Raw genomic sequence first — 13145 nt, 5'->3', positions numbered from 1 at the left:
GCATCCGGACCGGCCGTCAACAAGGGGTGAGTAGAGGCCCGTTGAGGGGCGCGTAAAAGTACGACTCACGCCCCTCAGGGGCCTCATGTGCGCGGGGCGGCCCCGGACGCGGGCCCGGCTCCGCTCCGCGACGAAGCCTTGGGTCAGGCCTGCGGCGCGTCGCCCAGGTAGCCCAGCAGTTCCTCGTGGAGCAGGCCGTTGGAGGCCGCCGCGTTGCCGCTGTGCGGGCCCGGACGGCCGTCGAGACCGGTGAAGACGCCCCCGGCCTCCTGCACCACGATCACGTTCGCCGCCATGTCCCACATCGACAGCTCGGGCTCGGCACAGAAGTCGACCGAGCCCTCGGCGACCATCATGTACGGCCAGAAGTCGCCGTAGGCGCGCGTGCGCCAGCACTCCCGGGTCAGATCGAGGAAGTCCTCCAGCTTGCCCCGCTCGTCCCAGCCGTCCAGCGAGGAGTACGCGAACGAGGCGTCGGCCAGCTTGGAGACGCTGGACACCTTCAGGCGCGTCGCCGAGGTCAGGCTGCGGCCCGTGAAGGCGCCATGGCCCTTCGCCGCCCACCAGCGCCGGTTAAGCGCGGGCGCCGAGACGACACCCACCACCGGCTGGAACCCGTTCTCGCCCGCCTCCATCAGCGAGATCAGGGTCGCCCACACCGGCACGCCACGGACGTAGTTCTTGGTGCCGTCGATCGGGTCGACCACCCAGCGCCGAGGGCCCGTGCCCTCAAGGCCGTACTCCTCGCCGAGGATCGCGTCGCGCGGCCTGGCCCGTTGCAGATGCCCCCGGATGACCTCCTCGGCCGCCTTGTCGGCCTCGCTCACCGGGGTCATGTCCGGTTTGGTCTCGACCACCAGGTCGAGCGCCTTGAACCGGTCCATGGTGGCCGCGTCGGCGGCGTCCGCCAGAACGTGGGCGAGACGCAGATCATCGTGATAGTCGGGCATGGCCACCACCGTAGCGATCGGCCGGGGCAGCGACCACAGCGCCCGCACTCCGGGACGCCCGTGCGAGCGCCCCCGGCGCCCCTTGACTGTCCCCGCGAGCGCGTCAACGCTGAACGCGAAGCCGCTCGCAAGGCCCCGGGCGCTTCGGAGGCGACCATGCCCACAGCGCGGGAATCCTTACTGGACGCCGCCCTGACGGCGCTCGAGACGCTGCCCTGGCCGGCGGTCCGGATGGTGGACGTGGCCTCGCGTGCCCGGGTCTCGCGGCAGACCCTCTACAACGAGTTCGGCGGCAAGGAGGGCCTGGCCCGCGCGCTGGTGCGCCGGGAGACCGATGTTTATCTGCGCGGCGTCGACAGAGCGCTCGCCGAACCCCCCGCTCCCGGCGGGCACCCCGCCGACCGCCTCGTGCGCCTCGCGGAGTGGACCCTTCGCGCCGCCCGCTCCCGCCCCCTCGTGCGGGCCCTGCTCACCGGCTGCTGGGGCCCGCGCCTCCCCGCGCCCTCCGTCCGTCTCCCGGGTCCCGGCCGCGTCGTGCCGGCCCAGCGGCGCGCCGACGCCGGGGTCCCCGGCCCGGGCGAACTCGTGGCCGCCGTACGGGACAGGGCGCTCGCGGCGCTGGAGCGGGAGGCGCCCGGCGCGGACCCGGCGGAGCTCGCCCGGTACTGCGAGACGGCGGTGCGGATCGGCCTGTCCTGCGTGGTGGCGCCGCCCGGACGGGAGGAGGAGCACGCCGCGTACGTCCGCGCCGTGCTCGGGCGGCTGCCGGCCCGTGAGGGCACAGTGGCTCGACGGGTGACGCCAGGTGCCGCCCCGTGACCCGGCGTTCGCCGTGACGGTTCCGGCAGCGCGCTCGGGCCGCCGGCTCAGTGAGCGGAGCCCGAGATCTGGAGACCGATCACGCCCACGATCACCAGCGAGATCGACACCAGCTTGAGGACGGAGACCACGTCGCCGAGGAAGACCATGCCGTAGATCGCCGTCCCGGTCGCCCCGATGCCGGTCCACACCGCGTACGCGGGGCCCACGTCCAGCTTCTTCAGGGACAGCGTCAGCAGGCCGAAGGAGCCCAGCGCGAACGAGGCGAACGCGATCGTCGGCCACAGCCGCGTGAAACCGTGCGACAGCTTCAGACAGACGGCGAACCCCGTCTCGAGGATTCCCGCCACCACGACCAGCAGCCACGCCATGTCCAGGGCCTCCCGCAACGCGTCATCGCCGACTGCATGGTCAACACTTGGTGCGATTATGCAATGAAGAGCAGGCGGGCGCCCCTGAAAACCGGTCAGTCGCCCTCGCGTCGCTCCCGGGTGGCGAGCAGTCGGCGCAATGAGTACAGCCGGGCCGGATCGGCGTGCCCGTCCGCCACCCACTGGTCGAGCGCGCACTCCGCCTCGTCGTGGCTGCACGCGCGCGGGCAGTTCTCGGTGCCCGGCACCAGGTCGGGGAAGGCCAGGATCACCCGGGACGGATCGACGTGGTGCAGCCCGAAGGACCGTACGCCCGGAGTGTCGACGACCCAGCCGCCGTCCGCGCTGTCCAGGGGCAGCGCGAGCGCCGATGTGGTGGTGTGGCGGCCGCGTCCTGTGACCGCGTTGACATGGCCGGTGATACGCCGCTGAGCCTCCGGGACCAGCGCGTTGACCAGGGTTGTCTTGCCGACGCCCGAGTGGCCCACGAACGCGGTGACCTTGCCGTGCAGATGCTCGCGCACCCGGTCCGCCGCGTCCCCCTCGTACAGCTCCTCGCGCGAGGTGACCACATGGGGGACGCCCAACGCGCCGTACATCTCCAGGAGTTCGTCGGCCGGCGCCAGGTCCGACTTCGTCAGGACCAGGAGCGGGGTGAGCCCGCCGTCGTACGCGGCCACCAGACAGCGGTCGATGAGGCGGGGGCGCGGCTCGGGGTCGGCGAGCGCGGTGACGATGGCCAGCTGGTCGGCGTTGGCGACCACCACGCGCTCATAGGGGTCGTCGTCGTCGGCCGTGCGCCGCAGCACCGAGGTGCGCTTGGCGATCCGTACGATCCGCGCGAGCGTGTCCTTCTTGCCGGACAGGTCGCCCACTATGTCGACCCGGTCGCCCACCACGGCCGCCTTGCGGCCCAGTTCGCGGGCCTTCATGGCGTGGATCGTGCGGTCCTCGACCAGACAGGTCAGCCGGCCGCGGTCCACGGTGAGGACCATGCCCTCGGCCGCGTCCTCGTGCTTGGGGCGGATGCTGGTGCGGGGGCGGTTGCCCTTGGGGTTGGGGCGGACGCGGATGTCGTCCTCGTCCGGGTTCTTGCCGTAACGGCGCATGGTCTTAAGCCCCGCTCAGCTTCCGGACCCCGCCAGCATCGCTTCCCACATCTCGGGGAAGTCGGGCAGCGTCTTGGCCGTCGTCGCCACGTTCTCGATCCCCACGCCCTCGACCGCGAGGCCGATGATCGCGCCGGCCGTCGCCATCCGGTGGTCGTCGTAGGTGTGGAAGACGCCGCCGTGCAGCGTGCGCGGGCGGATGTGCAGCCCGTCCTCGGTCTCGGTCACATCGCCGCCGAGCTCGTTGATCTCCTTGGTGAGCGCGGCCAGGCGGTCCGTCTCGTGCAGCCGCAGGTGGGCCACGCCGCGCAGCGTGGAGGGGGAGTCGGCGAGGGCCGCGACGGCGGCGATGCCCGGGGTCAGCTCGCCGACCTCGCTCAGGTCCACGTCGATGCCGTGGACGCGGCCCGAGCCCGTGAACACGAGCCCCCGCTCGGTCAGTTGGCAGGCGCCGCCCATCTCGGTGAAGATCTGGCGCAGCTGGTCGCCGGGCTGGGTGGTGCGGGCCGGCCAGTCGGGGATGACGACCGTGCCGCCGGTGATCAGCGCGGCGGCGAGGAACGGCTGGGCGTTGGAGAGGTCGGGCTCCACGGTCAGGTCGCGGCCGAGCAGCGCGGAGTGGGTGACCCGCCACACGTTCGGCTCGCCGCCCGTCTCCGGCTCGTCCACCTGGGCGCCCACGCAGCGCAGCATGTCCACCGTCATCCGGATGTGCGGCATCGACGGCAGGGCCGCGCCCACGTGACGGACCTCCACACCCTGGTTGAAGCGGGGCGCGGAGAGCAGCAGGGACGAGACGAACTGGGAGCTGGAGGAGGCGTCGATCTCCACCCGGCCGCCTTCAAGGGCGCCCGCGCCGTGCACGGTCATGGGCAGCGCGCCCCGGTTGTCGTCGTCGATGCGGGCGCCGAGCGCGCGCAGGCCCTCGATGACGCCGCCGAGCGGGCGCTCGTAGGAGCGCGGGTCGCCGTCGAAGCGGACCGGGCCGTCGGCGAGGGCGGCGACCGGGGGAAGGAAGCGCATGACCGTGCCGGCGTTGCCGACGTCGACCGTGGCCGGGCCGTGGAGGCCGGCCGGGATCACCCGCCAGGCCTCGCCCGAGCCGTCGGGCCCCACGCCCTCCTCGATGCCCACGCCCAGGGTGCGCAGCGCCTCCGCCATCAGGAGGGTGTCGCGCGAGCGCAGGGGCCGGCGCAGCCAGCCGGGCTCGGCGGCGAGCGCGGCCAGGACGAGGCCCCGGTTGGTGACCGATTTCGATCCGGGCACGGTGACCGTCGCGTCGACGGCTTTGCTCGCGAGGGGGGCGGGCCAGAGGGCGGGGTGCACGGGCGTTTCGGTCATGGCCCTCACTTTAGTGGGGCCGCCGCCTAGAGGCCGAGCAGCCAGCGGCCGCCGCCGATCAGGGAACAGACAGAAACGGCGTGGAAGAGGAAGAGCCAGAGCGCCGGTGGTACATGAGTGAGCCGCGCGAGCTGGTCGGCGTCGGAGTTCCCGTCGTTGTACCGGCGGCGCTTGCGCTGGAGCTCGAAGGCGGGGCGTACGCCGCCGAGGAGCAGGAACCATACGGCGGTGTACGCGAACGCCGACTGGACGTCGGGGCCGGTCAGCCAGGAGACGAGCAGGAACGCGGCGCCGGTGATCACCACGGTGAGGACGCCGTAGGCGTTGCGGATCATCACCAGCATGGCGAGCAGCAGCGCGGTGGCCAGCCACAGGAAGAGGGTGACGTGGTGGGCCGCGAGCAGCCAGGCGCCCCCGAGGCCGAGCAGCGGGGGCGCGGTGTAGCCGGCGGCCGCGGTCAAGATCATGCCGAGGCCGTACGGCTTGCCCCGGCTCACGGTGAGGCCGCTGGTGTCGGAGTGCAGCCGGATGCCGTCCAGGCGGCGGCCGGAGACGAGCGCGACCAGACCGTGGCCGCCCTCGTGCGCGATGGTGATCGCGTTGCGGGACAGGCGCCAGAGACCGTGCGGGACGATCGCGGCGAGCGCGGCAAGGCCCGTCGCGACCACCAGCCACTGGGCGGGCGGGCTCTGGGTGCCGAAGAGCTGGAAGTCTTGCAGCGACGCGGACATGTCGGGGACGGCTCCTCACGGGGTACGGGCGCCGTGGCAGTCTGGCAGCGGGCACCGCACGGGCGTACGGCGGGTGGCTGGTGGCGTGCTGGTGGTGTGGGGGAGAGGACGAGCGCGGCCGTGCCGGAGGTTCCCGCCCGCCCCGCCGGCGGGCTCGCCCGGCGCGTGACGCCGGCCGTCTGTCACCCTTGGATGCTGCGAGGACAAGGCACCGCGCACGCCCGGTGCGCGACACGGCCGTCCGGCCCGGCGTCGGTGCGGCCCAGTGGGGAGGCTGGACATGTGTGGCAGGTACGCGGCGAGCCGTGCGCCCGAGGATCTCGCCGGGGTCTTCGAGGTACAGCAGTGGGACCCGGCCCAGACGCTGGACCCCGACTGGAACGTGGCGCCCACCAAAGAGGTCTACGTCGTCCTGGAGCGCCCGCTCAAGGACACCGGTGACCCGCGCCCGGTCCGTCAGCTGCGCACGCTGAAATGGGGGCTCGTGCCGTCGTGGGCGAAGTCACCCGAGGGCGCGGCCCGGATGATCAACGCGCGGGCCGAGACGATCCACGAGAAGCCCTCCTTCAAGAAGGCGTTCGCCGCACGCCGCTGCCTCATTCCGGCCGACGGCTACTACGAATGGGTCACCGGCACGGGGGAGCGCGAGCTGGAGGTCGAGGGCAAGAAGAAGCGGCCGCGCAAGCAGCCCTACTTCGTGACCCCCGCCGACGGCTCGGTCTTCGCGATGGCCGGCCTGTACGAGTTCTGGCGCGACCGCACCCTGCCCGACGACCACCCCTCGGCCTGGTGGGTGACCTGTTCCGTGGTCACCACCGAGGCGGAGACGGGGCCGCTGGGCGTGGCCCCCGCCGAGGGCCCGTCCTCGCTCGCCGACATCCACCCCCGGATGCCGCTCATGCTGACCCCGGACCGCTGGTCGGCGTGGCTTGACCCGGCCCGCCAGGACATCGAGGACGTACGGGGGCTCCTGACTCCGCCGCCCGGCGGCCTGATGCGCGCCTATCCGGTGTCGACGGCCGTCAGCAACGTACGCAACAACGGCCCCGAACTGCTCAAGGAACTGGAGGGGCCGGAGGAGGGCACCCTGTTCTGATCCCTCTGTCTCTCCGATCCGGGCCCGGGGTGACGCAGGATGGGGTCCGTGAGCGACAGCGAGATCGTTGAGACCGGCGCCGGCGCGGCGCGCATCACCTGGCATCCCGCCGAGAAGCCCCGCCTGCTGCTGGCCGTGAGCCACGGCGCGGGCGGCGGCATCGAGGCCCGCGACCTCCAGGCGCTGGCCGGCGCCCTGCCGCCGCTCGGTGTGAGCGTGGCCCTGGTGGAGCAGCCCTGGCGGGTGGCGGGCAGGAAGCTGGCCCCGGCGCCGAAGACGCTGGACACCGGATGGCGGGGCCTGTGGCCCGCTCTGGCGGAGCGCGGGCTGCCCGTCGTCGCGGGCGGGCGCAGCGCCGGTGCGCGGGTCGCGTGCCGTACCGCGGCGGAACTGGGCGCGGCCGCCGTCCTTGCCCTCAGCTTCCCGCTGCACCCTCCGGGCAGGCCGGAGAAGACCCGGGCGGCGGAACTGCTCGGCGCGGGCGTGCCCACCCTCGTGGTGCAGGGCGGCAACGACCCGTTCGGCAAGCCCGCCGAATTCCCCGAAGGGCCCCACGAACTGGTGGAGGTGGCATGCGCCGACCACGGCTTCGCCGTCCCCAAACGGGCCCCGCTCACCCAGCAGGACGCACTGGAGGTGATCACCGGGTCGGCTGCCGCCTGGCTCGGCGGGCTCGCCCCGTGACGCCGGGAATGCCGGATGAGGGCGGGCTGTTGTCGCCGACGTAAGGGATACGCAGACCAGCTGTGGAGAGGGAGTCCGTCGCATGGGTTCGACCATCTGCCCGAGCCGCAAGGCCGCCTCTGACCTGGAGTGGACGGTGCTTTCCGCGGCCAAGGCCAGCTCTATTCGAGCGGCGGGCGGAGCGGATCGTCGTCTATCCTCCGATTCGAGTGGGTCCGCATTCGGACTCAGCACACCGTTCGAGGAGGTGGGTCCGGTCACAGGGACCGACGACGGCCACGTGGAAGAGACCACCGCCGAGCGCAACGCGCGCTTCGAGCGGGATGCCCTCGGCTACCTCGACCAGATGTACTCGGCGGCCCTGCGCATGACGCGCAACCCGGCGGACGCGGAGGACCTGGTGCAGGAGACGTACGCCAAGGCGTACGGGTCGTTCCACCAGTTCCGCGAGGGCACCAACCTGAAGGCTTGGCTCTACCGGATTCTCACCAACACGTTCATCAACTCCTACCGGAAGAAGCAGCGCGAGCCCCAGCGCAGCGCCGCCGAGGAGATCGAGGACTGGCAGCTCGCGCGTGCCGAGTCGCACATGTCCACCGGCCTGCGCTCCGCCGAGTCGCAGGCGCTCGACCACCTGCCCGACTCGGACGTGAAGGCGGCCCTCCAGGCCATTCCGGAAGAGTTCCGCATCGCCGTGTATCTCGCGGACGTAGAGGGCTTTGCGTACAAGGAGATCGCGGACATCATGGGGACACCCATCGGTACGGTGATGTCCCGACTGCACCGGGGCCGCCGCCAGTTGCGCGGAATGCTGGAGGACTACGCCCGTGACCGCGGGCTCGTCCCGGCGGGCGCCGGTGAGTCGGACGAAGCGAAAGGCTCGGGCTCATGAGCTGCGGAGAGCCGCACGAGACGGAGTGCTCTGAGGTCCTTGACCACCTCTATGAGTTCCTGGACCACGAGATGCCCCCCACGGACTGCAACAAGTTCGAGGTGCACTTCGAGGAGTGCTCGCCGTGCCTGGAGAAGTACGGGCTCGAACAGGCCGTGAAGAAGCTGGTGAAGCGCTGCTGCGGCTCGGACGACGTGCCGAGCGACCTGCGCTCCAAGGTGATGGGCCGCATCGACCTGATCCGCTCGGGGCAGGCCGTGCCCGAGCAGGACGTGGTCACCGGAGAGGTGCCGACGCTCCGGCCGGAGTGAGCCCGCCGTCCGCCCGCCGTGACGCGGACGGTCGAGCACGGTGAACTGCCGCCCGTGGCAGGAGAGTTGAGAGCGGCCCCGGCCATCGCCGGGGCCGCTCTTCGCGTTCCTTCTCCGCGATATCACCCGAAGGTGCGAATCCGGGTGGCTCGAAACCGCCTATTTGGGCCATGCGCCTGACCGCCGCCCCCGACGGGCCTATCCTCGCGAAGCTGTACGCAACGGGCTGCCCGGGCGGATGGGGAGGTGGGGGCCATGGCGGAGCCGAGCGGAGCGCGGGACATTCCGGTGCGGGCGCGCCTCGTCGTCGCGATCACCGGCGTCGGCGCCTGCGCGTGCGCGCTGCCCCTGCTGCGCCCGGGCGTGCCCTGGGCCGCCGTCGCGCTCCTGGCCGGCCTGTACGCGCTGTGCGAGTGGCCGGCCCGCTGCCCCGTGCTCGCCGGCCGGGTGGACGTGCCGGTCGCCTCCGGCTCCTTCTTCCCGGTGCTGCTCGCCGCCGTCTTCCTGCTTCCGCCGGGCGCCGCCGCGCTCGTGGCGGTGCCGGGCGCGCTCCTCGCGTACGTCGAGGACGAGCCGCGCCGGGTGCGCAGGATCTGGCGGGCCGCCCAGCTCGCCGTCGCCGCGGCCGCGGCGGCCCGCTGCCACCAGCTGCTCGGCGGGCGGACCGTGCTCGGCGGCCGCGCGCCAGGGGCGGTCCCCGACTTCCCCTACGCCCTGCTGCCGGCCGGGGCCGCCGCGCTGGTCTTCTGCCTCGTCCTGACCGCGCTCGACGGCCTCATCCTGGCCACCGCCGAACGCCGCCCCGTCCGCACCGCCTGGCGCGGGCTGCTGCTGCGCTCGCTCGCGCCGCACTGCGTGCACGGGCTCGCCGGGCTGATGATGGCGGTCCTGTGGCGCAGCCGGTTCGGGCCGCCCGCCGCGCTGTTCGTGCTGCTGCCCATGTACATCTCCTGCTGGGTCTTCGCCCAGTACCACCGCGAGCGCGCCGCCCACCAGGCCACCATCCGCGCCCTCGTCCAGGCCGTCGACATCAAGGACAAGTACACCCGTGGCCACAGCGAACGGGTCGGCCGCGCCTCTGAGCTGATCGCCCGCGAACTCGGCATGGCGGAAGGGCGTCTTGAGGTCATCCGGTTCGCCGGGATCCTGCACGACGTCGGCAAGCTCGGGGTGCCCACCCGGGTGCTCAGGAAGGACGGCCCGCTCACCCCCGAGGAGCGCGCGGTGATCGAGCTGCACCCCGAGTACGGCCACGAGATGGTGCGCGGCATCGGCTTCCTCGGCGAGGCGCGCGCGGCGATCCTGCACCACCACGAACGCCTCGACGGCAGCGGCTACCCCTACGGCCTGGTCGGCGCCCAGATCCCCGAGGCCGCGCGGGTGGTGGCGGTGGCCGACGCGTTCGACGCGATGACCTCCACCCGCTCCTACCGCAGGGCCCGGCCCGTCACGGCGGCCGTCGGTGAGCTGCGGCGGTGCGCGGGCGCGCAGTTCGATCCGCGCATGGTGGAGGGCCTGGTGCGGGCGCTCTCACGCCACGGGTGGCACGTGGAGGTCACCGCGGCCGAGCCGGCCGCCGCCACGCGCGGAAACGTGCCTGTGCCCGGGCCGTCCGGACCGACCGGACCGTCGGCGGACGGGCGCAGGCCGCCCGCGCCCGGACCGCGCCCCGCCGCCCGCCCCTCCAGCACACCCGGCGCCTGACATGGCCCGCCGCCCGACCCTGCCCGTGCTCACCGCCCACACCCTGGCCTGGGCGCTCACCGCCTGGGCGCTCGCGGCGACCGTGCGCGGCCCGCTCGCCGAGCCCCGCACCGCCGTCGCCTTCGGCGCGCTCATCGCGGTGGGCGAGCTGGCCCGCTGGGGCGCGAGGGACGGCGAACGCGACCCCGCCCCGCTCGCCTCCGCCGGAGCCCTCGCCTACGCCCTGCTCGGCCAGAACGCCGGGCACCCCACCGGACACGGGGTGCTCCAGGTGATCGCCGTGGTGGTGGCCGCGTCCCTCCTCGGCTGCGTACCGTACGTGGCCGCCGGGCGCGGGCCGGGCCCGGACGAGATGGCCCGCCGGGTGTTCACCGCGGGCTTCGCCGCCGTCTGTTTCCAGCCGCTCTCCGACTCGGGGCTGCTGGACGACTGGTCCGGGCACGGACCCCGCGCCGCGTTGGTTCTCCTGCTGCTGCTCGTCCTGACCGCGCTGTGCGACGCGGTGGTCGCCGCCCTGCTCCTGTACGCCCGCACGCGCCACCCCTTCGGCCCGCTCCTGCGCGACGAGCTGCGTGGCCTGCTCGGCATCGGGTCGGCCGTGGTCGCCACCGGCACCGTCATGGCCCTCGCGGTCGCCGTGGCGGGCCTGTGGGCGCTGCCGGTGTTCTGCGTGCCGCTGCTCCTGACCCAGCTCGCGTTCCGGCGGTACGCGGCCGTACGCACCACCTACCGCCAGACCATCACCTCGCTGGCCCGCGCCACCGAGATCGCCGGATACACCACGGCGGGCCACGCCCGCCGGGTCGCCGAGCTCAGCCGGGCCGTCGGGCGCGAGCTCGGGCTCGGCGCGAGCGAGCTGACCGTCCTGGAGTACGCCGCGCTCATGCACGACATCGGGCAGCTGTCCCTGCTCGACCCCGTGCCCGCCGGCGCCACCGCCGTCCTGCCCGCCGCCGAACAGCGCCGCATCGCCCTGCTCGGCGGCGCCGTGGTGCGCCAGACCGGGGTGCCCGCCGACGTCGCCCGCATCGTGGAACGCCAGGCCGACCCGTACCGGGAGCAGCCGCTCGCCGCCCGCATCATCCGCGCCGTCAACGCCTACGACGACCTCGCGGAGGGCACCGAGGACCCCGGCGGGCCGCTGAACGCCCTCGAACAGCTGCGCCTTGGCACCGGCCGTGACTACCATCCGCACGTTGTCGAGTCCCTGGCACGCGTGCTGGCCCGGGGCTGTCTGACCCGGGTCCCACCTGGGTAACCCAGGAGTAATGAGCGGCCTTCCGGCCGGGCATGGTTGGATGCGAAAAGAACCCAGAAAACTGGGAGACCGTAAGACCGACCCGGTAGTCGGGGCCGGTCTGGGCAGGCGGGAATCGTGAGGATCTTCGGCAAGGGACGGCACCGGCCCTCCGCCTCGTGGCGGCAGGCCACAGACCGTGCGTTCACGCTGATCGGCGACGGCAGGTACGAGGACGCCGGCGCGCTGCTGACGCGCGCCGCCGACCTGGAGCCCTGGCTGTCGGAGTCCTGGTTCAACCTGGCGCTCCTGCACAAGTTCCGGCACGACTGGGAGCAGGCCAGAGCGGCGGGGCTGCGCGCCGTGGCGCTGCTCGACAAGGAGACCGGCGCCCCCGACTGGTGGAACGTCGGCATCGCGGCCACCGCGCTCCAGGACTGGCCGCTGGCCCGCCGCGCCTGGCAGGCGTACGGCCTGAAGGTGCCCGGCGAGGCCACCGGCAGCGGTGAGCCCGTCGGCATGGAGCTGGGCAGCGCCGCCGTGCGCCTGTCGCCCGAGGGCGAGGCCGAGGTGGTGTGGGGCCGCAGGCTGGACCCCGCCCGCATGGAGGTCCTGTCCATTCCGCTGCCGTCCTCGGGGCGGCGCTGGGGCGAGGTCGTGCTGCACGACGGCGTCCCGCACGGCGAGCGCACCACGGCGGCCGGGCCGTCCTTCCCGGTCTTCGACGAGATCGAGCTGTGGGCGCCCTCGCCCGTGCCGACCTGGGTCGTCCTCCTGGAGGCCGCCACCGAGGCCGACCGGGACGCCCTGGAGCGCCTGGCGGCCGACGCGGGCTTCGCCGCGGAGGACTGGTCCTCCTCGGTGCGGCTGCTGTGCCGGGCCTGCTCGGAGTCCCAGATGCCGAGCGACGAGGGCGACGGCGAGCACCTGGACCCGCACGACCACAGCGAGCCCGGCCACCCCGGCCCGCTCGGCCACCGCACCAACGGCGACCTGTGGGTCCCCGAACGCGAATGCGGCCTCGCGGCCCCTGCCGGTCTGGTGCGCGGTCTCCTGGACGGCTGGGTGGCCGACAATCCGGACAGCCGCGAGTGGCGGGATCTGGAAGAAGTCTGCTGAACGGCAGCGGACCCCGGCCGGGCCTGGCCTTAGGCTGTACGGGATCGGAATCAGGTTTTTGAGGAAGGCTTACGGCGGACATGGCGCAGCAGCAGACGGACCAGCAGGTCGAGAACGACGGGTTCGTCGTGGACACGGAGGACTGCGAGGCGCGTGAGCTGGCCCACCGCGAGCGCGGCACCGCCCGCCCGATCACGGTCGTCGGCAACCCGGTCCTGCACAAGGAGTGCAAGGACGTCACCGCCTTCGACGGCGAGCTGGCCCAGCTCGTCGACGACATGTTCGCCAGCCAGAAGGCGGCCGAGGGCGTGGGCCTCGCGGCCAACCAGATCGGTGTGGACCTGAAGGTCTTCGTCTACGACTGCCTGGACGACGAGGGCGTGCGGCACGTCGGCGTCGTCTGCAACCCGGTCATCGAAGAGCTCCCCGCCGAGCTGCGCGTCCTTGACGAGTCCAACGAGGGCTGCCTCTCGGTCCCGACCGCGTACGCCGAGCTGGCCCGCCCCGACTACGCCGAGGTCAGCGGCCAGGACGCCGAGGGCAACCCGATCAAGGTGCGCGGCACCGGCTACTTCGCGCGCTGCCTCCAGCACGAGACGGACCACCTGTACGGGCGGCTCTACATCGACCGCCTCTCCAAGCGCGACCGCAAGGACGCGCTGAAGCAGATGGCGGAGGGCACCGCCCGCTACGAGACGGTCCCCAACAACTGACGCAGTACGCCCACGAGTTGAGGCCCCGCCCCCCGGAATTCGCCCGGGGGAGCGGGGCCTCGGCCGTT

The 13145-nt window shown here is 73.1% G+C and carries 14 protein-coding genes; 9 read left to right on the top strand and 5 right to left on the bottom strand.

Annotation, left to right across the window (positions count from 1 at the left end; translation table 11 throughout):
• Positions 1–143 precede the first annotated feature (143 nt).
• Positions 144–950, bottom strand: coding sequence for a histidinol-phosphatase (hisN, locus tag ACFYM2_RS24200; protein WP_350232560.1), 807 nt, complete (start codon positions 948–950; stop codon positions 144–146).
• A gap of 156 nt (positions 951–1106) precedes the next feature.
• On the opposite strand from hisN, the gene ACFYM2_RS24195 reads away from it, so the two are divergent.
• Complete coding sequence (locus ACFYM2_RS24195) at positions 1107–1769, top strand: TetR/AcrR family transcriptional regulator (protein WP_359005603.1); 663 nt, start codon at positions 1107–1109, stop codon at positions 1767–1769.
• Positions 1770–1816: 47 nt separating this feature from the next.
• Here ACFYM2_RS24195 and ACFYM2_RS24190 read toward each other — a convergent pair whose 3' ends face one another.
• From ACFYM2_RS24190 to ACFYM2_RS24175, 4 genes are all read right to left on the bottom strand, one after another.
• Positions 1817–2140, bottom strand: a complete 324-nt coding sequence (locus ACFYM2_RS24190) for a multidrug efflux SMR transporter (RefSeq protein ID WP_350232562.1) — start codon at positions 2138–2140, stop codon at positions 1817–1819.
• Positions 2141–2235: 95 nt separating this feature from the next.
• Positions 2236–3249 carry a ribosome small subunit-dependent GTPase A gene (rsgA, locus tag ACFYM2_RS24185; RefSeq protein WP_359005600.1) on the bottom strand — a complete coding sequence of 338 codons (1014 nt, stop codon included), beginning with the start codon at positions 3247–3249 and terminating at the stop codon, positions 2236–2238.
• Between the two features lie 15 nt (positions 3250–3264).
• On the bottom strand, positions 3265–4590 hold the full coding sequence (aroA, locus tag ACFYM2_RS24180; protein ID WP_388838982.1) for a 3-phosphoshikimate 1-carboxyvinyltransferase: 1326 nt from the start codon (positions 4588–4590) through the stop codon (positions 3265–3267).
• Between the two features lie 26 nt (positions 4591–4616).
• Positions 4617–5321, bottom strand: a complete 705-nt coding sequence (locus ACFYM2_RS24175; protein ID WP_388456443.1) for a M50 family metallopeptidase — start codon at positions 5319–5321, stop codon at positions 4617–4619.
• Positions 5322–5601: 280 nt separating this feature from the next.
• Between ACFYM2_RS24175 and ACFYM2_RS24170 the strand changes: the two genes are divergently transcribed.
• The 8 genes from ACFYM2_RS24170 (at position 5602) to def (ending at position 13077) form a co-directional block, all read left to right on the top strand.
• On the top strand, positions 5602–6417 hold the full coding sequence (locus tag ACFYM2_RS24170) for an SOS response-associated peptidase (RefSeq protein WP_388838979.1): 816 nt from the start codon (positions 5602–5604) through the stop codon (positions 6415–6417).
• A gap of 39 nt (positions 6418–6456) precedes the next feature.
• Positions 6457–7101, top strand: a complete 645-nt coding sequence (locus ACFYM2_RS24165) for an alpha/beta family hydrolase (protein WP_388838976.1) — start codon at positions 6457–6459, stop codon at positions 7099–7101.
• A gap of 247 nt (positions 7102–7348) precedes the next feature.
• Positions 7349–7993, top strand: a complete 645-nt coding sequence (locus ACFYM2_RS24160) for a sigma-70 family RNA polymerase sigma factor (protein ID WP_167157084.1) — start codon at positions 7349–7351, stop codon at positions 7991–7993.
• The gene (rsrA, locus tag ACFYM2_RS24155; RefSeq protein ID WP_350232569.1) at positions 7990–8304 is read left to right on the top strand and encodes a mycothiol system anti-sigma-R factor; all 315 of its coding nucleotides are present in this window, start codon (positions 7990–7992) and stop codon (positions 8302–8304) included. Before ACFYM2_RS24160 ends, rsrA begins: the two co-directional genes overlap by 4 nt.
• A 255-nt stretch (positions 8305–8559) precedes the next feature.
• On the top strand, positions 8560–10008 hold the full coding sequence (locus tag ACFYM2_RS24150; protein WP_388838973.1) for an HD-GYP domain-containing protein: 1449 nt from the start codon (positions 8560–8562) through the stop codon (positions 10006–10008).
• Position 10009: 1 nt separating this feature from the next.
• Entirely contained in the window at positions 10010–11266 is a 1257-nt protein-coding gene (locus ACFYM2_RS24145) for an HD-GYP domain-containing protein (protein WP_388838970.1), read from the top strand.
• A gap of 117 nt (positions 11267–11383) precedes the next feature.
• Positions 11384–12364, top strand: a complete 981-nt coding sequence (locus tag ACFYM2_RS24140; protein WP_350232572.1) for a hypothetical protein — start codon at positions 11384–11386, stop codon at positions 12362–12364.
• 80 nt (positions 12365–12444) lie between these two features.
• Complete coding sequence (def, locus tag ACFYM2_RS24135; protein WP_359005583.1) at positions 12445–13077, top strand: peptide deformylase; 633 nt, start codon at positions 12445–12447, stop codon at positions 13075–13077.
• The last annotated feature ends 68 nt before the right edge of the window (positions 13078–13145 follow it).

The sequence above is a fragment of the Streptomyces sp. NPDC006711 genome (genome assembly GCF_042869775.1).
GTDB lineage: Bacteria > Actinomycetota > Actinomycetes > Streptomycetales > Streptomycetaceae > Streptomyces.
Note: the sequence above shows the minus strand (reverse complement) of the source record. Positions and strands in the feature narration are given on the sequence as shown.

Excerpts from the sequence above, each read along its gene's own strand:
- hisN (WP_350232560.1), bottom strand. The coding sequence starts at position 950 with ATGCCCGACTATCACGATGATCTGCGTCTCGCCCACGTTCTGGCGGAC.
- ACFYM2_RS24195 (WP_359005603.1), top strand. The coding sequence starts at position 1,107 with ATGCCCACAGCGCGGGAATCCTTACTGGACGCCGCCCTGACGGCGCTC.
- ACFYM2_RS24190 (WP_350232562.1), bottom strand. The coding sequence starts at position 2,140 with ATGGCGTGGCTGCTGGTCGTGGTGGCGGGAATCCTCGAGACGGGGTTC.
- rsgA (WP_359005600.1), bottom strand. The coding sequence starts at position 3,249 with ATGCGCCGTTACGGCAAGAACCCGGACGAGGACGACATCCGCGTCCGC.
- aroA (WP_388838982.1), bottom strand. The coding sequence starts at position 4,590 with ATGACCGAAACGCCCGTGCACCCCGCCCTCTGGCCCGCCCCCCTCGCG.
- ACFYM2_RS24175 (WP_388456443.1), bottom strand. The coding sequence starts at position 5,321 with ATGTCCGCGTCGCTGCAAGACTTCCAGCTCTTCGGCACCCAGAGCCCG.
- ACFYM2_RS24170 (WP_388838979.1), top strand. The coding sequence starts at position 5,602 with ATGTGTGGCAGGTACGCGGCGAGCCGTGCGCCCGAGGATCTCGCCGGG.
- ACFYM2_RS24165 (WP_388838976.1), top strand. The coding sequence starts at position 6,457 with ATGGGGTCCGTGAGCGACAGCGAGATCGTTGAGACCGGCGCCGGCGCG.
- rsrA (WP_350232569.1), top strand. The coding sequence starts at position 7,990 with ATGAGCTGCGGAGAGCCGCACGAGACGGAGTGCTCTGAGGTCCTTGAC.
- ACFYM2_RS24150 (WP_388838973.1), top strand. The coding sequence starts at position 8,560 with ATGGCGGAGCCGAGCGGAGCGCGGGACATTCCGGTGCGGGCGCGCCTC.
- ACFYM2_RS24145 (WP_388838970.1), top strand. The coding sequence starts at position 10,010 with ATGGCCCGCCGCCCGACCCTGCCCGTGCTCACCGCCCACACCCTGGCC.
- def (WP_359005583.1), top strand. The coding sequence starts at position 12,445 with ATGGCGCAGCAGCAGACGGACCAGCAGGTCGAGAACGACGGGTTCGTC.